The 20608-nt window shown below is 69.6% G+C and carries 19 protein-coding genes and 1 riboswitch; of the genes, 5 read left to right on the plus strand and 14 right to left on the minus strand.

Annotation, left to right across the window (positions count from 1 at the left end):
* Positions 1–84 precede the first annotated feature (84 nt).
* The 3 genes from PA27867_RS02880 to PA27867_RS02890 form a co-directional block, all read right to left on the minus strand.
* Positions 85–2031 carry an ABC transporter ATP-binding protein gene (locus PA27867_RS02880; RefSeq protein ID WP_066592935.1) on the minus strand — a complete coding sequence of 649 codons (1947 nt, stop codon included), beginning with the start codon at positions 2029–2031 and terminating at the stop codon, positions 85–87.
* Between the two features lie 169 nt (positions 2032–2200).
* Entirely contained in the window at positions 2201–3556 is a 1356-nt protein-coding gene (locus tag PA27867_RS02885; RefSeq protein WP_066592938.1) for an MFS transporter, read from the minus strand.
* Between the two features lie 128 nt (positions 3557–3684).
* Positions 3685–5331 (minus strand): sensor histidine kinase, encoded by a 1647-nt coding sequence (locus PA27867_RS02890; protein WP_084020608.1) that lies wholly within the window; start codon positions 5329–5331, stop codon positions 3685–3687.
* A gap of 123 nt (positions 5332–5454) precedes the next feature.
* Between PA27867_RS02890 and PA27867_RS02895 the strand changes: the two genes are divergently transcribed.
* A complete protein-coding gene (locus PA27867_RS02895; protein WP_066592942.1) occupies positions 5455–5823 on the plus strand; it encodes a response regulator transcription factor in 369 nt (122 codons plus the stop codon).
* Here the strand turns inward: PA27867_RS02895 and PA27867_RS02900 are convergent, their stop codons facing one another.
* The 6 genes from PA27867_RS02900 to PA27867_RS02925 all read right to left on the minus strand — a co-directional run bounded on the left by PA27867_RS02900 (position 5824) and on the right by PA27867_RS02925 (position 10835).
* The gene (locus PA27867_RS02900) at positions 5824–6015 is read right to left on the minus strand and encodes a hypothetical protein (RefSeq protein WP_066592945.1); all 192 of its coding nucleotides are present in this window, start codon (positions 6013–6015) and stop codon (positions 5824–5826) included.
* Between the two features lie 50 nt (positions 6016–6065).
* On the minus strand, positions 6066–6539 hold the full coding sequence (gene ribH / locus PA27867_RS02905; RefSeq protein ID WP_066592947.1) for a 6,7-dimethyl-8-ribityllumazine synthase: 474 nt from the start codon (positions 6537–6539) through the stop codon (positions 6066–6068).
* On the minus strand, positions 6536–7798 hold the full coding sequence (gene ribA, locus PA27867_RS02910; protein ID WP_066592949.1) for a GTP cyclohydrolase II: 1263 nt from the start codon (positions 7796–7798) through the stop codon (positions 6536–6538). Before ribA ends, ribH begins: the two co-directional genes overlap by 4 nt.
* Positions 7795–8493 carry a riboflavin synthase gene (locus PA27867_RS02915; RefSeq protein WP_066592954.1) on the minus strand — a complete coding sequence of 233 codons (699 nt, stop codon included), beginning with the start codon at positions 8491–8493 and terminating at the stop codon, positions 7795–7797. Before PA27867_RS02915 ends, ribA begins: the two co-directional genes overlap by 4 nt.
* Before the next feature lie 10 nt (positions 8494–8503).
* Positions 8504–9574 (minus strand): bifunctional diaminohydroxyphosphoribosylaminopyrimidine deaminase/5-amino-6-(5-phosphoribosylamino)uracil reductase RibD, encoded by a 1071-nt coding sequence (gene ribD / locus PA27867_RS02920; RefSeq protein ID WP_066592956.1) that lies wholly within the window; start codon positions 9572–9574, stop codon positions 8504–8506.
* A 79-nt stretch (positions 9575–9653) separates the two neighbouring features.
* Positions 9654–9785: riboswitch (FMN riboswitch) on the minus strand.
* 75 nt (positions 9786–9860) lie between these two features.
* Complete coding sequence (locus tag PA27867_RS02925) at positions 9861–10835, minus strand: sugar-binding transcriptional regulator (RefSeq protein ID WP_066592959.1); 975 nt, start codon at positions 10833–10835, stop codon at positions 9861–9863.
* 174 nt (positions 10836–11009) lie between these two features.
* Here PA27867_RS02925 and PA27867_RS02930 point away from each other — a divergent pair, with 174 nt between their 5' ends.
* From PA27867_RS02930 to glpK, 3 genes are all read left to right on the plus strand, one after another.
* On the plus strand, positions 11010–12740 hold the full coding sequence (locus tag PA27867_RS02930; RefSeq protein WP_066592964.1) for a glycerol-3-phosphate dehydrogenase/oxidase: 1731 nt from the start codon (positions 11010–11012) through the stop codon (positions 12738–12740).
* Positions 12741–12837: 97 nt separating this feature from the next.
* A complete protein-coding gene (locus tag PA27867_RS02935; protein WP_066592967.1) occupies positions 12838–13602 on the plus strand; it encodes an MIP/aquaporin family protein in 765 nt (254 codons plus the stop codon).
* A 58-nt stretch (positions 13603–13660) separates the two neighbouring features.
* A complete protein-coding gene (gene glpK / locus PA27867_RS02940; RefSeq protein WP_066592969.1) occupies positions 13661–15178 on the plus strand; it encodes a glycerol kinase GlpK in 1518 nt (505 codons plus the stop codon).
* A gap of 346 nt (positions 15179–15524) precedes the next feature.
* Here glpK and PA27867_RS02945 read toward each other — a convergent pair whose 3' ends face one another.
* From PA27867_RS02945 to PA27867_RS02965, 5 genes are all read right to left on the minus strand, one after another.
* Positions 15525–16271, minus strand: coding sequence for an HAD family hydrolase (locus PA27867_RS02945; protein ID WP_066598908.1), 747 nt, complete (start codon positions 16269–16271; stop codon positions 15525–15527).
* Between the two features lie 64 nt (positions 16272–16335).
* Positions 16336–16995 carry a GNAT family N-acetyltransferase gene (locus PA27867_RS02950; RefSeq protein ID WP_066592971.1) on the minus strand — a complete coding sequence of 220 codons (660 nt, stop codon included), beginning with the start codon at positions 16993–16995 and terminating at the stop codon, positions 16336–16338.
* 16 nt (positions 16996–17011) lie between these two features.
* The gene (trpS, locus tag PA27867_RS02955; protein ID WP_084020610.1) at positions 17012–18016 is read right to left on the minus strand and encodes a tryptophan--tRNA ligase; all 1005 of its coding nucleotides are present in this window, start codon (positions 18014–18016) and stop codon (positions 17012–17014) included.
* A 50-nt stretch (positions 18017–18066) separates the two neighbouring features.
* Complete coding sequence (locus tag PA27867_RS02960) at positions 18067–18924, minus strand: exodeoxyribonuclease III (protein ID WP_066592973.1); 858 nt, start codon at positions 18922–18924, stop codon at positions 18067–18069.
* Positions 18925–19023: 99 nt separating this feature from the next.
* Entirely contained in the window at positions 19024–20097 is a 1074-nt protein-coding gene (locus tag PA27867_RS02965) for a YihY/virulence factor BrkB family protein (protein ID WP_066592976.1), read from the minus strand.
* 181 nt (positions 20098–20278) lie between these two features.
* Here PA27867_RS02965 and PA27867_RS02970 point away from each other — a divergent pair, with 181 nt between their 5' ends.
* Positions 20279–20572 (plus strand): hypothetical protein, encoded by a 294-nt coding sequence (locus PA27867_RS02970; protein WP_066592980.1) that lies wholly within the window; start codon positions 20279–20281, stop codon positions 20570–20572.
* Positions 20573–20608 lie beyond the last annotated feature (36 nt).

Consider the following 20608-nt stretch of genomic DNA (forward strand, 5'->3'; position numbering starts at 1 on the left):
ACTACGCCGACTTGCCGGAAACTGCCCCTTCGCGCCTGCTGAGACGGCACTTTTCGGCAACTCGCGGGCACTCCGCGTGGGCGCCTAGACGAGCAGCTGGTGCTTGGCCAGGTCGCGGTAGAGCGGCGTGGACACGACGAGTTCGGAGTGGGTTCCGGTGCCCACCACCTCGCCGTGGTCGAGCACCACGATCTGGTCGGAGTCGACGACGGTGGAGAGCCGGTGCGCGATCACGATCAGCGTGCGATCGACGGCCACCGCGTCGATGGCCTCCCGCATCAGCTGCTCATTCATGCCGTCCAGGCTGGACGTGGACTCGTCGAGCAGCAGGATCGGCGGCGCCGCGAGCAGCGCGCGGGCGATGGCCAGGCGCTGGCGCTCGCCGCCGGAGAGCTTGACGCCGTCCTCCCCGACCGCGGCGGCCAGGCCGGCCGGGTCGCGGTCGAGCACCTCGCCGAGGTTCACGGCGTGCAGCACGGCCACGCACTCCTCGTCGGTGGCGTCGGGCGTGGCGAGGGTGAGGTTGTCGCGCAGCGACCCGGCCAGCACCGGAGCGTCCTGCTCCACGTAGCCGATCTGGCTGCGCAGGTCCGTGCGGTCCAGGCTGCGGATGTCGAGGCCGCCGAGCCGCACCACGCCCGAGTCGGCGTCGTAGAACCGCTCGATCAGCGCGAGGATGGTGCTCTTGCCGGCGCCAGAGGGCCCGACGAGGGCGGTGCGGAGGCCGCGCGGGGCGCTGAACGAGACGCCGCGCAGCACGGGCTGGCGTTCGGCTGCCGCGGTGGTCTCCCCGGCCGGGGCCACACCGTCCGTGCCGCCGAACTCGGTGGTGGCGTCGGGGGTGGTGCCGTCTTCAGCGGCGAGAACCGCCTGGGCCACCGGGCCCGGGCGCACGAGCGGCTCGCCGGTGACGGCATCCGTCGTGGCGGCCACGGTGGGCGCGTAGTGGAAGCGCACGTCCTCGAACGAGATCGCCGGCGCTTGCGGGTTGACCCGGGCGTTCGCGGCGCCGACCACGATCGCCAGCGGGGCGATGTCTCGGTCGAACTGGTCTTCGCTGGGCAGGTCGATGATCTCCTGGATGCGGCCGAGCGCGCCGAGCGCCGAGTTGATCGAGGTGATCGCCCCGAAGAACTGGCCCAGCGGCATGATCATCATGAACAGGAACAGGATGAACGCGACGAGGTTGGCGACCGTGATGCTCCCGTCGGCGACGCGGAAGCCGCCGACGCCGAGCACGACGAGCAGCGACACCTGCAGGGCGATGCCGGCGATGGGCACGACCAGGGCGGAGATCTTGGCGACCTTGATGCCCATCTGCCAGGCGCCCTCGGCGTCCTTCTCCACCACGGTGATCTCCCGGGCGGTGGCGTTCGCGGCGCGCACCGTGCGCACGGCGCTGATGGCGCGTTCCACGCTCGCGGCGAGGTCGCCCACCTTGGTCTGCGCGGCCAGGCTGGCCGTGCGGATGCGCTGGCTGAGCAGAACCACGGTGACCACGGAGACGCCGATCACGAGCACGGTCAGGCCCAGCAGCACCGGGTCGATGATGAGCATCGCGATGATGGCGCCGATGAAGGTGAGCGACCCGCCGATGGCCTCGACGGCGCCCTGGGTGAGTACGGCGCGGAGCAGGGTGGTGTCCGAGCTCACCCGGGAGACCAGGTCCCCGGTGCGACGGGCGTCGAACTGGCTGATCGGCAGGTTGAGCATCCGCCCGATCAGGCGCTTACGGCTGGAGAGCACCACGCCCTCGCCGGTGCGCTGCAGCAGGTAGTGCTGGTAGCCGCTGATCAGCGCCGAGACCACGACAAGGGCCACGAGGGCGCCGACGATGCCGTCTAGCGGATTGCCCGCCTCGACGAGGGTGATGACCTGGCTCACGAGCAGCGGCTGCGCCAGGCTGGCCGCGGCGCCGAGCACGCTGAGCACCACGACCACGCTGAGCACGGCCTTGTGCTCGAAGAGGTAGGGCAACAGCTGGCTGAAGGATGCGCGCGGACCTTCGACGGGTGCGCCACGCCGACCCATCCGGGAGCGGGGCTTGGCTGCGGGGGTCTCGGACGAAGCGGTGCCGGGGGTAGTCGTACTCACCACTCGAGCTTAACCGCGATCCAGGTGCGCGAAAGCGGCCATGTGGCTGCCTCAGCGAACTGAGGCAGCACCATGACCGCCTTCGCGAACCTGGGGTGGGTGACCCCTAGCGGTCCAGGTCGAGGTCGCGGGTTTCGCGGCTGAGGAACAGCGCCACCAGGGTGACCAGGCCCATCACCGAGAGATACATGCCCACCCAGAACGGGCTGCCGCCGCCGAGGGTCCACAGCCACACGGCGATGAACGGCGCCACGGCCGCACCGAGGATCGAGCTCATGTTGTACGCGAACGCCGAGCCGGTGTAACGCACATTGGTGGGGAACAGCTCAGGCAACAGGGCGCCCATCGGGCCGAACGTCATTCCCATCAGAGTGAAGCCCAGGATCAGGAACACCATCACGCCGATGAACCCGGCGCCCAGCAGCGGAACGAAGAGGAACCCGAACACCACGATGCCCGCGGTGACCCAGAGCAGCGTGCGGCGACGGCCGAACCGGTCGGCCCAGGGCCCGGAGGCGAGGGTGAAGATGCCGAAGAACACCACGCCGGCGATCATCATGAGCACGAACGTCGTGTAGCTGTAGCCGAGACCGGCCACCGGCGCATCCGTTGCGGCACGGCCGTAGCTCAGGCTGAAGGTGGTCATCAGGTAGAACAGCACATAGGTGGCCAGCATGATGAACGTGCCCAGGATGAGTTCGCGCCAGTTGGTCTTGAACACCGCGGCGAGCGGCAGCTTGGCCACCTTCTTGGTGGTGACGATCTTGGTGAACGAGTCGCTCTCCACCAGGCGCAGGCGCACCCACAGGCCGATGATCACCATGACGGCGCTGAACAGGAACGGAATCCGCCAGGCCCACTCGAGGAACGCGTCGGACGGCCGGGTCGGGTCGTCGGAGGGCAACAGCAGTGCGATGAGGAGGAACAGGCCGTTGGCGATGATGAAACCGAGCGGTGCACCCACCTGCGGGAAGGTGCCGTACCAGGCGCGCTTGCCCTTCGGCGCGTTCTCGGTGGCCACCAGGGCGGCACCGCTCCACTCGCCGCCGAGTGCGAAGCCCTGTGCGAGACGGAGAACCACCAGCATGGCCGGGGCGAACCAGCCCACCATCGAGTAGGTCGGCAGCACGCCGATGAGGAACGTCGCGATACCCATCGTGAGCAGAGCGCCGACGAGAGTGGCCTTGCGGCCCTTCCGGTCGCCGAAGTGACCGAAGAACAGGGCGCCGAGCGGGCGGGCCACCATGGCGGCGCCGAACACCGCGAACGAGGCCAGCAGGGCCGCGGTCTCGTTGCCGGTGGGGAAGAAGAGGTGCGGGAAGACGAGGACCGCCGCGGTGGCGTAGACGTAGAAGTCGTAGAACTCGATGGTGGTGCCGATGAGGCTGGCCAGGATGACGCGGCTGCGCGGATTCGCGGGCGCGGGAGCGGCGGAGGTGACCGCCGCGGTGGATGCAGACATGGGGAAACGGCGCTTTCACAAAGAGAGATGGCGGGGCTGGCGTTCGGCGCGCGGCGGCGGTCAGTCGACTGGGGCGAACGTGAGACGGTGCAATGAGAGGGGGCCGCTTGTGGCGGCCCTGATTCACCCTACATTCCGGCGGTGACGGCCGACGAATCCCTCGCCGGTGCCGGCGCGGCCCGCCGGGGCAGGGCGATCGTGACGTGGGTGCCGGTGCGGCCGTCGGACTGCAGGTCCACGGTGCCGCCGAGCCGGTCGACCAGTCCCTTGGTCAGCGGCAGGCCGAGACCGGTGCCCGGCAGCGACTCGGCGCTGGCCGACCGGTAGAACCTGTCGAAGACCCGCTCCACGTCGGACGGCGGAATGCCGATGCCGTTGTCGCTCACGGTGAGCAGCACCCCGTCGGCGTCGGCGGTGCAGCCCACCCACACCCGCCCGTGTGCCGGCGTGAACTTGACGGCGTTGCCGACCAGATTGGTCAGCACTCGCCGCACGTCGGATGCCGAGCTCTGCAGGGTCAGCATCCCGTCGCCGAACTCGGCGGTCAGGGTGACGCCGGTGCTGTGTGCCTGCGGGGTCAGCTCCTCGACGCACTCGGTGACCAGGGTGCGCAGGTCGACAGGCCCGACCGGGCCGGCGTCCGACCGCAGGCTCATGCTGGAGAGATCGAGCAGGTTCTCCACCAGCTGGGCCAGCCGGTGCGAGTTGCGCACGACCACCCGGGTGAACCGGGCCTGCTCGTGGGTGAGATCGGTGTCTTCGAGCTCTTCCGCAAAGCCCAGGATGCTGGTGATGGGGGTGCGGAGCTCGTGGCTGACCGACGAGACGAAATCGTCCTTCTGGCGGTTGAGGTCCAGCAGAGCGTGCACCACCTCTCGTTCGCGTTCGAGCAGGGCGTCCCGCTGGGCGAGTTCGGCGGCCAGCAGCAGCACCGAGGTCGCGTACGTGATCAGGAAGAGGTGCACGAGGGAGCCCGTGGCGGTGGTCGCGGTGCCGCCGGCCGAGGTGAAATAGCCGATTCCCATCGAGGTGAATCCCGATGCCACCAACGCGGTGAGACACAGTTCCCAGGCCACCACCCGGATGCCGAACCGGAACGCCGCCCAGGTGAGCAGGGGCAGGATGAGGAATGAGATCGGCAGGGACCTGCCCGGGCCGTACGCCACGCCGAGCACCAGCAGCACGAAGCCGATTTGGATGAGCAACTCCAGTCGCCTCTCGGCCCGGCCCGGTCGGCCTCGCGTCAGCGCCAGCGGAACGAGAGTGAACACGGCGAAGGCGTGGGACGGTAGCGCCGAGAACAGCACGGCGCCGAAGGACGCGCCCGTCAGCAGCGCGAGGGTGCCGGCTGCCACGACGCCCACGGCCGCGGCCCCGCACGCCGCCGCGACGGCGAATCGCAGCACGTCCCGCACGGTGTCGAGCTGGGCGGGACGGTTTTCTCGGGCGAAGATCGCGGTGAACACAAAGGTCTCCAGCGCATTGGCCAGGCCGAAACCGAGGGCGACGGCCAGCGTGCGTCCGCCGCTGAGATTCGATGCCACGCTGACGGCGCCCACCAGCACGGCGACGAGCCAACGTTCGGATCCGCGGGCCAGGCAGAGCGCGAGGACTCCGGCGGCGGCAGCAGGCCACCAGGCGGCCACCCCGCTGGGCGATGCCGGAGCCGACAGCGCGGCGAGGCCGAGGAGGTAGACCAACAGCAGTAACACGGCGATCGCGGCATACCGCCAGAGACGGGGCGCGCTCCAGAGCAACGCGACGAGATTATTCACCGGCGTGGTGTCCCCCTGTGAGCTGTGGCCGCGGCGCGGTCGGATAATGTCAACGTAGCGCGCCGTGTGCCCCGTTCGCGGGCGTAGCGCGCATGTTTCCGGTCGAGTCGGGGGAGAGCACGCATGTCACGCATTCTGATCGTCGAGGACGACGAGGATGTCAGGGCGCTCATCGTCCACAAGCTGCGCCGCGCCGGGCACGAGGTGTCCGAGGCCGGCGACGGGCAGGAGGGGTTGGAGGCGGCGCGCACCAGCGTGCCGGACCTGGTGGTGCTGGACTGGATGATGCCCAAGCTCACCGGGGTGGAGGTGTGTGCGCAGATCCGTGCGGACACCACGCTGACCCAGCCGTGCATCCTGTTGCTCACGGCCAAGTCGCAGGACAGCGACATCGCCCAGGCGATGGCGGCCGGGGCCGACGGGTACCTGATCAAGCCGTTCCGGGCCAACGATCTGCTCGAACGCGTCGACGCCCTGCTGGCGCCCCACTAGTCACTCCGCGCGCGTTCCCACCTCGTCGGTCGAGCCCACTTCGGTGGTCGAGCCCACTTCGGTGGTCGAGCCCGCCTCGGTGGTCGAGCTTGTCGAGACCTCGTGAGGGTTGTCGCGAACGTGTTCGGCTCGCGGGATCTCGACAGGCTCGATCAGCGTGTGGGTCGCGCCGGTCCGGTCCGTCGCGCCCACCTCGTCCGTCGCGCCCGCCTTGGCGGTCGAGCTTGTGGAGACCTCGTGGGCTACCGGTCGCGCAGGGCCTTGAGCACGAGAGCCGTGGCCAGGGCCGCCGTCGCAGCCTCCTCGCCCTTGTCTTCCTTCGAGCCGGGCAGGCCGGCCCGGTCCAGGCCCTGCTGCTCGTCGTCCAGGGTGAGCACGCCGAAGCCCACGGGCTTGCCGGTGTCCAGGGCCACGCGGGTGAGGCCATCCGTCGCCGCCGCCGACACGTACTCGAAGTGCGGGGTACCGCCGCGGATGATCACGCCGAGCGCCACCACCGCGTCGGCGCCGGCATCCAGCGCCACCTTGCTCGCCACGGGCAGCTCGAAGCTGCCGGGAACGCGCACGAGCGAGAACGTCGCCCCGGATGCCTCGAGCACCCGGGTGGCCCCGGCGATGAGCCCGTCGGTGATCACGTCGTGCCAGCGGCCGGCGATGATCACGACCTCCAGTCCGGTGCCGTCGACGTTGATGTCGGGGGAGCCTGCTCCACTCATAGTGCGAGTCCTTTCACGATCTGGTGTGCTGAGATTTCATGGCCCATGCGGTCACGTTTGGCCGCCAGGTAGTCCTCGTTGTGGCTGCCGACGCCCACGACGAGCGGCACCCGCTCGGTGACCGTCACGCCGTGCGCCTCGAGCTGGCGCACCTTCTCGGGGTTGTTGGTGAGTAGGCGCACCGAGCTCACGCCGAGCTCGTCGAGGATGGCGGTGGCCGCGCCGTAGTCGCGGGAGTCGGCGGGCAGGCCGAGCGCGAGGTTCGCGTCGAGGGTGTCCAGGCCGTCTTCCTGCAGCTTGTAGGCGCGCAGCTTGTTGATCAGCCCGATACCGCGGCCCTCCTGGCCGCGCAGGTACACGACCACGCCGCCTTCCCGGTCGATGGTGTCCAGGGCGGCCTGCAGCTGCGGGCCGCACTCGCACTTGAGCGAGCCGAAGGCCTCGCCGGTGAGGCACTCGGAGTGCACGCGCACGAGGGCGCCGTCGTGCGGGGTGCCTGAGACGATGGCCACGTGGTCGGCGCCGGTCATCCGGTCGCGGTAGGCGCGGATCTTGAAGGCGCCGTGCGAGGTGGGCACCGTGGTCTCCACCTCGAAGTCCACCCGCGGCGACTCGCGGATGGGGCTGACCGAGGCGAGGTCGTCGTCGCAGTGGAATTCCTGCAGGTACTCGATGAGGTCGGCGATGGTGATCACCGGGATACCCTCGCGCTCGCCGAGCACGAGCAGTCCGGGCAACCGCATCATCTCGCCGTCCTCGGCGACGATCTCGCTGATCCCGGCGACGGGCACGAGCCCGGCCAGTTTCATCAGGTCCACGGCGGCCTCGGTGTGGCCGTCACGTTCCCGCACGCCGCCATCCATCGCACGCAGCGGCAGGATGTGGCCGGGCCGGTTGAGGCTGGTGGGCGTGGAAGCCGGGTCGGCCAGCACGCGCAGGGTGTGCGCCCGGTCGGCGGCGCTGATGCCCGTGCTGAGCCGGTCGGCGGCGTCGACGGTCACGGTGTAGTTGGTGCCGCGGGGGTCTTCGTTGTTGAGCACCATCACGGGCAGGTCGAGCGTGTCGGCGATGTCGTTGGTCATCGGCGCGCAGATGAACCCGGAGGAGTGCCGCACCGTCCAGGCCAGCCACTCCTGCGTGGCCAGCTGGGCTGAGATGATCACGTCGCCCTCGTTCTCGCGCCCCTCGTCGTCGGCGACGATGACGGGCTTGCCGAGCCGGAGTGCCGCGAGTGCGGTGGGGATGTCGGCGAGGCTCATGAGGTGCTCCTTTGTACAACGGATGCTGCGGACGGTTCGGAAAGTTCGGATGCGGCGCGGGTGGCCGGGGCGGCCCGCTCGGCGGCGCTCGCCGCGAGGGCGAGCATCCGCTCGACGTGCCGGGCCAGGATGTCGGTCTCCAGGTTCACCCGGTCGCCGATCTCGAGGCCGCCCAGGGTCGTGGCCGCGAGCGTCTCGGGGATCAGCGACACCTCGAACCACTGCTCAGGCTCGGCTGCCGGGGAGATGTTGCTCACAGTGAGGGACACGCCGTCGATGGCGATCGAGCCCTTGTCCACCACGAGGGGCGCCAGGGCAGGGCCGAGCGTGAAACGCACGACCCGCCACGCGTCGCCGGGCACGATGGCCAGCACGGTGCCGGTGCCGTCGATGTGGCCCTGCACGAGGTGGCCGCCGAGCCGGCCGCCCACCAAGGCGGCACGTTCAAGGTTCACTGCCGAGCCCTCGGTGGCGCCGGACAGCGTCGACATGGCCAGGGTCTGCGCCATCACGTCGGCGGTGAAGGTGTCGGGGGTCTGTTCCACCACGGTCAGGCATACGCCGTTCACCGAGATGGAGTCGCCGTGCCCGGCGCCGTCGACCACCAGCGGGCCACGGATGGTGAGGCGGGCGGCGTCGTTGGTGTGCTCGATGTGCTCGATGCTGCCGAGCTCCTCAATGATTCCGGTGAACATGGGGTCCTCTTCACTTCTCGCTGGCTGTCACGGCGGGGATGGTCTGGTCGGTGGTGGTCTCGGTGGGGATGGTGCGGGCGACCAGCAGGATGTCCTCACCGAGCCGCACAAGGTCGTCGATGTGCAGCCGGCGTTGCCCGGCGATGCCGGTGACGCCGATGTCGCCGAGGGCCAGCCGGTCTCCGCCGAGGAGGGTGGGAGCCAGGTAGACCAGGAACTCGTCGACCAGCCCGGCCCGCACGAAGGCGCTGGCCAGGGTGGGGCCGCCTTCCACGAACACCCGGCGGATGCCGCGCTCATGCAGGGTGGCGAGCACCGCGGCCACGTCGTGGCCGGGCACAAACCAGGGTGCGAGGGGATGCCGGTGCACCGCGGCGCCGGCCGGCACGGCCCGGTCGCCCACCACGACGGGTTGCGGCTGGTGCGGCAGCAGGGCGCCGTCACGGTCGCGGGCGGTGAGGCCCGGGTCGTCCGCCAGGGCGGTGCCGGTGCCCACGAGGATCGCGTCGGCCGCGGCGCGACGCTCGTGCACGTCCTGCCGGGCGAGCGGTCCGGTGATCCAGCGGCTGCTGCCGTCGGCCGCCGCGGCGCGGCCGTCCAGGCTCGAGGCCCACTTGAGTGTCACGAACGGGCGGCCGAGCCGGGCGGCGACCAGCCAGTCGGAGAGGAAAGCCTCGACCTCGTCGGCGAGGAGCCCGCCGGTCACGTCGACACCGGCCGCGCGCAGGCGGTCGGCGCCGCCGGAGGAGTGCCGGCCGGGGTCGGCGACGGCGTAGACGACACGGCCGATGCCGGCGTCGATCAGGGCGAGGGCGCAGGGGCCGGTGCGGCCGGTGTGGTTGCAGGGTTCGAGGGTGACCACGGCCGTGGCTCCACGGGCGGCATCCGGGGCTAGCTGGGCGAGCGCATCCACTTCGGCATGAGCGGTGCCGGCGCCGCGATGCCAGCCTTCGGCGATGACCTCGCCGACGGGGCTGAGGATGACACAACCGACCCGGGGGTTGACGCCCGCGGCCGGTCCGTTGCCGGCCAGCTGCAGGGCTCGGCGCATGGCGCTGTCGAGCGTGTGCTGCTGGTGCATTCCCTGTCCCGTCGTAGACGCTCCGGGAGGGGGTTTTCGCGTACGCGAAAGCCGTCGACGGTCCACAAACAACCGTCGATCCGTGCGCCTCCCATCCGGACTTTAACCGTCGGTGCTGGAATTTCACCAGCTCAACCGGAACCCAAACAGCAGGATCCGGCTCGCGGACTTTCACCGCCGGTTCGGATTCTCACCGACCCCGGAGCACGTTTCTTATAGTCAGTTATATCTCAACGTGTGGGGTGATGAGGTATTCCCGACGACATCTGACGACTTCTCGGGTTCCTCAGGTCGCCGAGACCAGGGCCCGTGCAGTGCTTTCGTCCACGAAGAGATCGGTGATCAGGCCGGCCTTGAGCGCACCGCGAAGGCTGGCGAGCTTCGCCGTCCCCGAGACCACGCAGAGCCGGCGCGGGGTCCTCCGCAGCACGCCGAAATCAGGGCCGGTACCGCGTGCGTTCAGCAGGATGCCGTCGGTGGAGCCGTCCGCCCGGTAGAAGATGGTGGCCACATCGCCCACCACGCCCGCCCGGCTGAGCGAGGTGTAGTCGGCCTCCTCCAGGTACCCGCCCGCGTAGACGTGGCTGGGCACCTCGGAGAACGGGGAGCCGAGACCGAACAGGGCCACATCCATCCGGGCCTGCATCTCGAGCAGACGGCTCACGCTGCGTTCCCGCCAAAGCGCCTGCTTGGTGGCCGGGCTGTCGAAAAATGCCGGCACCGGGAACTGGTGCACGTGCGCCCCGAACGCGTAGCCGAACCGGCCGAGGATCTCGCTGGCGTAGCTGAGGCCGGTGGTGCGCATATTGCCGGCGCCGTTGAGCTGGATGATCTGCGAGTTGTGGGTCTGTTTGGGCGTCACGTGGCGGCTGATGGCGTTCATCGTGGAGCCCCAGGCGATCCCCATGACCATGTTCGAGTCGAAGAACTGACCGAGAATCCGTGCAACTGAGAGCGCCACACGTTCCAATCTGTCCACGTCTGTGGCGTGATCGGGCACCGGAACGACGTGCGCGGTGATCTGGAAGCGCTCCGCGATGAGCAGCTCGAGGCGGCTCGGGGCGTCCAGTGGCGAGCGGATCTGGATGTCGACGAGGCCGGTCGCCCGAGCGTGGCTGAGCAGGCGGGACACCGAGGAGCGGGAGGTATGCAGCTCGTGGGCGATGGCATCCATGGTCAGGTCCTGCATGTAATACAGGTGCGCCGCGGTGAGGGCATCCCGCACCCGATCGGACTGCGCTGACTCGTCGACGAGGCTCACAGCCCCTCCTTGCACGTTTGTTCACTCGGCTTGACCGGATGTGATTGATCTACTCAAGCTTGATTAATCCATATGGAGGGCCCCCGCGCAAACCCGGTTGGGCTTTCCGCACCAAACCGACCGAGCAGTATCCGGTCGTCGGCTTGGTCGAATGACGAACAAAGGTAGTGAACAGTGCAGTCCAACCCCGTTTCCTCACCCGCCGACGCCGCCCGCGCCGCACTCGCCCAGCGCCCCAACGCGAAGGTGCTCATCATCGGCGCCGGCATCAACGGCATCGCCACCTTCCGCGACCTGGCACTGCAGGGTGTCGACGTGGCGATCGTCGACCGGGGCGACTACGTCTCCGGGGCATCCGCAGCGTCGTCGCACATGATCCACGGCGGTATCCGCTACCTAGAGAACGGCGAGTTCCGGCTGGTCAAGGAGTCCGTCACTGAGCGGAACGGCCTGCTGAAGATCGCCCCGCACTACGTGAAGCCGCTGCCGACCACGGTGCCGATGTTCTCGGCCCTCTCCGGGGTCCTTGCCGCTCCGCTGCGCTTCCTCACCCACAAGCAGGGCAAGGCGCAGGAGCGCGGCGCGCTGCTGATCAAGGTGGGCCTGGTGCTCTACGACTCCTTCTCCCGCGACGGCGGCTCGGTGCCCAAGCACGAGTTCCACGGCCGCAAGAAGTCGCTCGCCCGGCTGCCGCGGTTGAACCCCGGCCTCAAGTACACCGCCACCTACTACGACGCCTCGATGCACGACCCCGAGCGCCTCGCGCTCGATGTGCTGCGCGACGGCCTCGACGCCGGCCCGCACGCCCGCGCCGCCAACTACGTCGAAGCCGTGGGCATGGATGCCGACGGCGTGCGCCTCCGCAACACCAGCACGGGCGAGGAATTCAGTTTCGCCGCCGACGTGGTCGTGAACACCTCGGGGCCGTGGACCGACCTGACCAACTCGGCGCTCGGCCAGGCCAGCACCTACATGGGCGGTACCAAGGGGTCGCACATCGTTCTCGACCACCCGGAGCTGCTCGAGGCCACCGGCGGCGGCGAGATCTTCTTCGAGAACAACGACGGCCGCATCGTGCTGATCTACCCGCTCGCCGGCCGGGTGCTCATCGGCACCACCGACCTCGAGCACGACATGAGCCAGCCGATCCGCACCACCGAAGAGGAGATCGACTACTTCTTCGACCTGGTCAAGCACGTGTTCCCCGACATCGAGGTGAACCGTTCGCACATCGTGTTCCGGTTCTCCGGCGTGCGCCCGCTGCCCCGGCACGACGACGAGGCCCCCGGCTTCGTCTCCCGCGACTACCGCATCGAGTCCAGCCCGTTGGGCTCGCGCCCCGGCACCCTGCTCAGCCTCGTCGGCGGCAAGTGGACCACCTTCCGGGCGCTGGCGGAACACCTCAGCGGCGACATCCTGGCCCTGCTGGGCCAGCCGCGCCTCGTGTCCACAGTGGGTCTGGCCATCGGCGGCGGCAAGGGCTTCCCGGCCACGCCCGCCGCACTCACGGTGTGGCTCGCAGCCCACGGTGACGAGGTGGGCCGTGCCCGCGCCCAGCAGCTGCTCACCCGGTACGGCACCCGTGCCGCCGCGATCATCGACGTGCTCACCGAGCAGCCGGATGCTCCGCTGGAGCACAACCCGCTCTACTCCCGCCGGGAGATCGAGTACCTGGCCCGCGAAGAGTCCGTCACGCACCTGATCGACTTGCTGCTGCGCCGCACGAGCCTCGCCTTCGTCGGTGGGCTCAGCGTGCCCCTGCTCGAGGAACTCGCCGGGCTGCTCGCGCCGGTGCTCGGCTGGGACGCCGAGCGCACCGCCGCTGAAATCGAGCAGGCTGTCGCGGAGCTCCATGAGGTGCACGGCGTCGACCTCGCCGCGGCGGACACGGTGCCGTCGATCTAGTTCTTTTCGAGGGGGCGGAGGTTTTCTCCGCCCCCCGCTACTGCACGACGGTGTGCGCTGAGCTTTCGGCGTCTCCTAAAAAACACGAAAGGTCAACGTGGACAATCTCGGTGTTGTATTCCTCTCGGAGCTGGTGGGCACGGCCCTCCTGGTGCTCCTCGGCTGTGGCGTCGTCGCCAACGTCGCTCTCACAAAGAACAAGGGCTTCGGAGCAGGCTTCCTCATGGTCACCATCGGTTGGGGCCTCGCGGTCTTCGCCGGTGTGATCGTCTCCTACAACTCGGGAGCGCACCTGAACCCGGCGGTGACCCTGGGCCTGGTGTCCTCGGGCGCGACCGAGTTCGGCTCTGGCGTGCCGGTGAACGTCATCTCGGTGCTCACTTACATTGCCGCCCAGATGATCGGCGCCATCATCGGCGCTGTCGTGGTCTGGCTGGCTTACAAGCAGCACTTCGACCAGGAACCGGAGCCGGCGAACAAGCTCGGCGTGTTCGCGACCGGGCCGGCCATCCGTTCGTACGGCTGGAACCTGGTCACCGAGATCATCGGCACGTTCGTGCTGGTGTTCGTCGTGATCGCGTTCGGCGGCGGACGTCAGGGCGAGAACGGCGGCCTGGCCGCCCTCGGTGCCCTGCCGGTGGCGCTGCTGGTGATCGTGATCGGCACCTCGCTCGGCGGGCCCACCGGCTACGCCATCAACCCGGCGCGTGACCTCGGCCCTCGCATCGCCCACGCCCTGCTGCCCATCAAGGGCAAGCGCGGCTCCGACTGGTCCTACTCGTGGGTTCCCGTCGCCGGACCGGTCATCGGTGGCGTGCTCGCCGGCTGGGCCTCCCTGATCCTGCTTCCCATCCTTGCCTGACCCTTCAGCCATCCACCCATCAATCTCACCAACCGCGTCCCAACACAGGAGTTCCGACATGAGTGACAAGTACATCTTCGCCATCGACCAGGGCACCACGAGCACCCGCGCGATCATCTTCGATCACTCGGGCTCGATCGTCTCGACCGGTCAGCTCGAACACGAGCAGATCTTCCCCCGCGCCGGCTGGGTCGAGCACGACCCGATGGAGATCTGGGGCAACACCCGTCAGGTGATCGGCCAGGCCCTGTCCAAGGCCAACCTCACCCGCCACGACATCGAGGCCGTGGGCATCACGAACCAGCGCGAGACCGCCGTGGTCTGGGACCGCACCACCGGGCTGCCGGTGTACAACGCCATCGTCTGGCAGGACACCCGCACGCAGGCCATCGTCGACCGTCTTGCGGCGGATGGCGGCGGCGACCGGTTCAAGCCCATCGTGGGCCTGCCGCTGGCCACCTACTTCTCCGGCACCAAGATCGCCTGGATCCTCGAGAACGTCGACGGGGCCCGCGAAAAGGCCGAGGCCGGCGACCTGATGTTCGGCACCACCGACACCTGGGTGCTCTGGAACCTCACCGGCGGGCTCGAGGGCGGCGTGCACGCCACCGACGTCACCAACGCCAGCCGCACCCTGTTCATGAACCTCGAGACCCTCGAATGGGACGACGAGATCCTCGGGATCTTCGGGGTTCCGCGCTCGATGATGCCCGAGATCCGCTCCTCCAGTGAGGTCTACGGCACCGTCAACGAGCACAGCCTGCTGCGCGAGGTGCCCATCGCCGGCATCCTCGGCGACCAGCAGGCCGCCACCTTCGGCCAGGCCGCGTTCGACCAGGGCGAGGCCAAGAACACCTACGGCACCGGTAACTTCCTGATCTTCAACACCGGCACCGAGATCATCCACTCCAAGAACGGGCTGCTCACCACGCTCGGCTACAAGCTCGGCGACGCCGAACCGCACTACGCGCTCGAGGGCTCGATCGCCGTGACCGGGTCGCTCATCCAGTGGCTGCGCGACAACCTCGGGCTGATCTCGTCGGCCAGTGAGATCGAGACCCTGGCCCGCACCGTCGACGACAACGGCGGCGCCTACTTCGTGCCGGCGTTCAGCGGCCTGTTCGCGCCGTACTGGCGGTCGGATGCCCGTGGCGCGCTGGTCGGCCTGACCCGGTTCGTCAACAAGGGCCACATCGCCCGCGCGGCGCTGGAGGCCATCGCCTTCCAGACCCGCGAGGTCATCGACGCGGTCAACGCCGACTCCGGCGTGCCGCTGACCGAGCTCAAGGTTGACGGCGGCGCCACGGCCAACAACCTCCTGCTGCAGTTCCAGGCCGACATCCTCGGCGTGCCCGTGGTGCGCCCGGTCGTCGCCGAGACCACGGCGCTCGGTGCGGCCTACGCGGCCGGCCTGGCCGTGGGCTTCTGGAGCGGCCTGGGCGAACTGCGCTCCAACTGGCAGGAAGACGCCCGCTGGGAGCCCGACATGGAAGAGGCCGAGCGGGCCCGTCTGCTGCGCAACTGGAAGAAGGCCGTCACGAAGACCCTCGACTGGGTCGACGAGGACGTCCTCTAGCCTCAGGCCCCAGTAGCCCCTCAGCGGACACCACTTCGGCGCCGCATCCGTCACTCTTCTGAGTTGCGCGGGTGCGGCGCCGTTTCGCGTCTGGCGTGCCACCCGCGCGGCGGCGCCTGACCCGCGTGACGCGGTGCGCGGGTGCGCCGCCGTTCCGCGGGTGCCGGGCGGGAGCGGCGCACCTCCCGCGCAGCGGCCGTGCCTCCCGCGCAGCGGCGTGCCTCCCGCGCAGCGGCGTGGGGCCCGCGCGTGGGGGAGCGCGGGCGTGGCGCCGTTCCGCACCTGGCGTGCCACCGGCGGAGCGGCGTCTGACCCGCGTTTTGGCCTCGAGCGGTAGCCCGCTGGGCTAGCTCGGGGCGAGGCGGGCGGGCAGCGCGGTGAGGGTGGTCAGGCGGATGACGCCCAGCGTGCGGGCCTCGGCGAGGTCGGCGTCGGGCGGGGGAGGGCCGGCGGCGCCGACCCGGTCCAGCCAGACGCCGGTGAGGCCCGCGGCGGCAGCGCCGATCGCGTCGGTGCGCAACCGGTCGCCCACATAAACCGAGCGGGCAGGGTCGGCGCCGAAGAGGGCGCAGGCGTGCTGGAAGATCTCCGCCCGGGGCTTGGCCAGGCCGAACTCGGCCGAGGTGACCACGTGCTCCACCCGGGCGTGCAGCCCGGTGTCGGCCAGTTTCACGCTCTGGTAGGCCTGCTCGCCGTTGGTGATCAGCCCGAATCGCACGCCGGGGATGCGCCGGGTGAGGTCATCCAGGCACGGCAGAGCGTCGTCGTGCAGGCGCCAGTTCGCCCGGTAGTGCACAAAGTAGTCGTTGAACCAGGCGGTGGCCTCCGCCTCGGTGAGCTCTACCCCGTGCGCCGCGGCGAAGTCCCGCGCCCGGGCGCTGCGCTGTCCGGCGAAGTCCAGTTCGCCCGCGAGGTAGGCGTGATAATGCTGCTCTTCGAGCGCGTTCCAGAGCGCCACGACCGAGTGCGGATCGGCGGCCGCGCCCCGGCCGCCCTGCGCGGCGACGTGCCCGAGGATCCCGGCGGCCACGGCCTCGCGGTGCGCGAACAGGGTGTCGTCGAGGTCGAAGAGCACCACAACGGGCGGCGTCACACCCATCACATCCGTCACTGCAGCCTCACCGGCCTCAGGCGCCCGCCGGAGCGCACGGCGCGGCTCATGCGCCCACGACCTCGGCTGGCCAGCCCGCGGGCGGTGTGCGGTCGTCGGTGGCGTGCAGCGCGCCCTTCCACGACGGCGGATGCGTCCCGTTCCGATACGCGATCCCCGCCGGCCCCTGCCCGGTGAAGCGGAACCCGGCCTTCCGAGCAGCCCGCGCCGACGCGAGGTTGCCGACCACGCACTCCCAGTGCACGGCGTCGCAGAGCCCGGTCGAGAAGCCCCAGTCGAGCACCAGCCGCTGCGCCTCGACCATGAGGCCCCGGCCCCGGTGCGCGCCGCCGAGCCAGAACCCGATCGAACTCGTGCGACGCGCCGTGCCGGACTGCGAATCCGAACCGGACGCGGAACCCGACCCCACACCCGGCCCGGCAACAGACGCCGCAGACCCGACCGGCACGCTCAGGCTGATCACACCGAGTAGCTCCGGTCCGACCGCCCCGCGCACCGCCCAGGTGTATTCCAGGTCACCGGCCCACGCGTCCGGCACGTAACCGGTGACGAAGTCGGTGGCATCCTCGAACCGGTACGGCGACGGCAGGCGCGCCAGGTACCGCGGCATCACCGGGTCCTGGCAGTACTCGAACACCAGAGCCGCGTCCGCCGGGCGCGGGGCATCCAAGCAGAGCAGCGGGGAGGACAGCTCGACCGGTCGCATCAGTGGAGAGAACGCCTCAGCGGCGCGCCAGGAAGCCCATGCGCTCGAACGCGTTCGCGAGGGTGACGTCGGCCACGGCTGCGGCCCGGTCGGCGTTGCCGGCCAGGATCCGGTCCAGCTCGGCCGGGTCGTCGAGCAGCTCGAGCGTCCGTCCGCGTATCGCGCCGAACGTCTCGGTGACCACCTCGGCCAGGCCCTTCTTGAAGTCGCCGTAGCCCTTCCCGGCGTACTCGTCCTCGAGCGACTGGATCGAACGCTCCGCCATCACGGAGTAGATCGTGAGCAGGTTCGCCACGCCGGGCTTGTTCTCCCGGTCGAAGACCACACCGCCCTCGGCGTCGGTCACGGCCCGCATGATCTTCTTGGCGGTGACGGATGGCTCGTCGAGCATCCAGATCACGCCGGCGTGCGACTCGGCCGACTTCGACATCTTCGAGGTGGGGTTCTGCAGGTCGTAGATCTTCGCGGTGTCCCGGATGATCGAGGCCTCGGGCACCGTGAAGGTGTCGCCGAAGCGGGAGTTGAACCGGGCCGCCAGGTCGCGGGTGAGCTCAACGTGCTGGCGCTGGTCCTCGCCCACCGGCACGATCTCGCTCTGGAACAGCAGGATGTCCGCGGCCATGAGCACCGGGTAGGCGAACAGCCCCACCGTGGTGGCGTCGGCGCCCTGCTTCTGCGACTTGTCCTTGAACTGGGTCATCCGGCTGGCCTCGCCGAAGCCGGTGAGCGTGTTCAGCGCCCAGGCGAGTTGCGCGTGCGCGGCCACGTGGGACTGCACGTACAGGGTCGACTCGGCCGGGTCGATGCCCGCGGCGATGTACTGGGCGGCGGTCGCGCGGGTGTTCTCGCGGAGCTTGGCCGGGTCCTGCGCCACGGTGATGGCGTGCAGGTCCACGATCGAGAAGAACGCGTCGTGCGTCTGCTGCAGCTTCTTCCAGTTCAGCAGCGCACCGATGTAGTTGCCGATCTGCAGCGAGTCGGCGGACGGCTGCATGCCGGAGTAGAGGCGGGTCTTGGTCATGATGGGGTGTCTTTCGTTGAGCGTGGGCCGCGGTGCGGCGAGGGGACGAGCTAGATGTTGTAGTCGACGACCACGGGGGCGTGGTCGGACCAGCGCTGGTCGTAGGCATCCGCCCGGTCGACCGTGTAGTTGACGACGGATGCCGCCAGTGCGGGAGTCGCGAGCTGGTAGTCGATGCGCCAGCCGGTGTCGTTGTCGAACGCCTGGCCGCGCCAGGACCACCAGGTGAACGGTCCGTCCACCTCGCCGGCGGCCTTGCGGCCCACGTCCACCCAGCCCAGGCCGGCACCGTTGTTGTAGTCGGCCTCGTCCTCGGCGCCGAGGATCTTGTCGAAGTAGGCGCGTTCCTCGGGCAGGAAGCCGGCGCGCTTCACGTTGCCCTTCCAGTTCTTGATGTCGAACTTGCGGTGCCCCACATTGAGGTCGCCGAGCACCACGACCCGCTCGCTGTGCGCGGCGAGTTCGGGCAGCCGGGTGAGCATCGAGTCGAGGAAGGTGAACTTCTCGACCTGCTTGGGGGTGTCGACCTCGCCGGAGTGCACGTAGGTGCTCACCACGGTCACGATCTTGCCGTTCACCTCGTAGTCGGCCTCGAGCCAGCGGCCGGCGCTGTCGAAGTCGGGGTGGCCGAGCTCGACCCGGTGGATCGACGCGCTCTTGCGGCTGGCGATGGCCACGCCTGCGCGGCCCTTCGCCGACGCGGCGTCGTGCAGGATGCTCCATTCGGGGCCCAGCAGCGCTTCGATGTCCTCCGTCGCGGCACGCACCTCCTGAATGGCGAGGATGTCGACGTCTCGGGTGGCGAGCCAGTCGCCCATGCCCTTACGGAACGCGGCACGGATGCCGTTGGTGTTGATGCTGGCGATGCGGAGGGGCTTGGTGGTCGAATCGTGCGAAGAAGACGGCATGCGCCGATTCTACCGAGTGCCCCTGACGGCGGTCGCGGAGGCCGGGGGCGGACGTCGCCCGCCCGCGCGAGCGACGGCCCTGGCCGGTCCGGCTCCGGGTCAGCGCCCGGCCGGCTCGTGCACGTCGTACTTCTCCGCCTGCCGCTCGGCCTTGCGCAGTCTGCGGTTCCGGCCGGGGCGTTGCAACCAGGAGGCGTCCGCCGCGGCGGCGCGCGCGTCGCGCAGCTCAGCCTCCACGACCAGGCGCCGGGCCGCGGCCTCTTCCTCCTCGGCGAGCTTCCTGGCCTCGTCGGCGCTCAGGCTGGACGGCGGGATTCCGGCGTCCTGCATGCCCACCGCGATCCAGGACGCCGAGATGAGCGTGACCGTGGAGGTGAGGTTGAACCAGATCAGCAGACCGATGATCACCGCGAAGCCGGCCAGCAGGGGGTTCTTGGCCGCACCGCCGAGCAGCGCGGCGCCGAGCACCTTGAGCACCCCGAGCGCGATCGCGCCGAGCAGCGACCCGACGAGCAGATTGCGCCAAGGGATGCGCACGTGCGACAGCACCCGGAACAGGGCGGCGAGGGTGAGCGTGTCGATGATCAGCACGATCAGCAGTCCGACGGCCTGGCTCGACGCGATGAACCAGAACGAGTCGGCGCCCTGGCCGAACAGGCCCAGGACAGAGCGCAGAAGTTCCGTGCTGACGATCGAGATGACGGCGGACACCACCAGTGCCAGGCCGAACAGGAGGCCGAGGCCGAGTTCGCGCAGTTTCACCAGCACGAAGAACGTGGTCTCCTGGCCCATCCCGAAGATGCCGCGCACGGCCTGCGAGGTCGTGTTGAGCCAACCGAGGGTGGTGGCGAGCAATCCCACGAGGGCGATGGCGCTGCTCCAGGTGAGCGCGCCCGTGTTGGCGAGGGTGTCCGGATTGACCACGCCCTTCTCGCCGATCAGCCCGGGCACCGACTGGTTGATGAGTGCGAACAGTCGGTCCATCAGGTCGGGGTTCGCGGTGAGCCACAGACCCGCGACGGAGAACACGAGCCACAGGGCGGCGAAGATGGCGAAAATGGCCTGGTACGCCATGCCGGCGGCGAGCACCGGGCCGCGGCTCTGCCCGAAATGGGTGAATACCCGCACCGGTCGGGAGGCCATGACACGCTTGATGAGGTCGCCGATCTTCATCGACCCAGCCTAACGAGAAGGTGTGACGCCGCCCGGAGACGCACCGCCGCCGACCCCCAAACCGAGGCGCATCCGGGTGCTGAGGCTCTCTCGAGTCTTGTGCGATACCGGGGCGCCTGCAACGATGCTCCTGCCGCCCCACCCGAGCCGGCTCTCCATCTTCGAACCTGGATGGTGCACCATGTCATCGACGCCGATCGCACGGGCCGCACGCCGGCCGGTCACCCGCTGGGGTGTCGGTCGCCGGCTGCTCTGGGCGGCCGTTTTGCTGGCCGGAGTGGGCGGCGGAACCGCGCTACTGGCAGCGGATGCGGCCGCGGCCGTTCAGGGGCCGGCATCCGCCCGGCATGCACACGAGCGCACACACGACAGCACCGACGCGTTCGCGCTGCTGCCCCTGGGCGGGGGCGTCGCAGCCTTCGGAACGGCGTCGGTGCTGGTGTTGCGGCGTCTCGACCTCAGCGACGCCGAGTGAGGCCCGCCGGGCGCTGAGCGGCCGGGGCCGTGGGCG

Source organism: Cryobacterium arcticum, assembly GCF_001679725.1.
Lineage (GTDB): Bacteria > Actinomycetota > Actinomycetes > Actinomycetales > Microbacteriaceae > Cryobacterium > Cryobacterium arcticum_A.

Bases quoted from the DNA above. Each gene is read 5' to 3' on its own strand.
- ribA (WP_066592949.1), bottom strand. From the start codon at position 7,798: ATGAGCCTCGCCGACATCCCCACCGCACTCGCGGCACTCCGGCTCGGC.
- PA27867_RS02915 (WP_066592954.1), bottom strand. From the start codon at position 8,493: ATGTTCACCGGAATCATTGAGGAGCTCGGCAGCATCGAGCACATCGAG.
- PA27867_RS02895 (WP_066592942.1), top strand. From the start codon at position 5,455: ATGTCACGCATTCTGATCGTCGAGGACGACGAGGATGTCAGGGCGCTC.
- PA27867_RS02950 (WP_066592971.1), bottom strand. From the start codon at position 16,995: ATGCGACCGGTCGAGCTGTCCTCCCCGCTGCTCTGCTTGGATGCCCCG.
- ribH (WP_066592947.1), bottom strand. From the start codon at position 6,539: ATGAGTGGAGCAGGCTCCCCCGACATCAACGTCGACGGCACCGGACTG.
- trpS (WP_084020610.1), bottom strand. From the start codon at position 18,016: ATGACCAAGACCCGCCTCTACTCCGGCATGCAGCCGTCCGCCGACTCG.
- PA27867_RS02970 (WP_066592980.1), top strand. From the start codon at position 20,279: ATGTCATCGACGCCGATCGCACGGGCCGCACGCCGGCCGGTCACCCGC.
- ribD (WP_066592956.1), bottom strand. From the start codon at position 9,574: ATGCACCAGCAGCACACGCTCGACAGCGCCATGCGCCGAGCCCTGCAG.
- PA27867_RS02960 (WP_066592973.1), bottom strand. From the start codon at position 18,924: ATGCCGTCTTCTTCGCACGATTCGACCACCAAGCCCCTCCGCATCGCC.
- glpK (WP_066592969.1), top strand. From the start codon at position 13,661: ATGAGTGACAAGTACATCTTCGCCATCGACCAGGGCACCACGAGCACC.
- PA27867_RS02965 (WP_066592976.1), bottom strand. From the start codon at position 20,097: ATGAAGATCGGCGACCTCATCAAGCGTGTCATGGCCTCCCGACCGGTG.
- PA27867_RS02880 (WP_066592935.1), bottom strand. From the start codon at position 2,031: ATGGGTCGGCGTGGCGCACCCGTCGAAGGTCCGCGCGCATCCTTCAGC.
- PA27867_RS02885 (WP_066592938.1), bottom strand. From the start codon at position 3,556: ATGTCTGCATCCACCGCGGCGGTCACCTCCGCCGCTCCCGCGCCCGCG.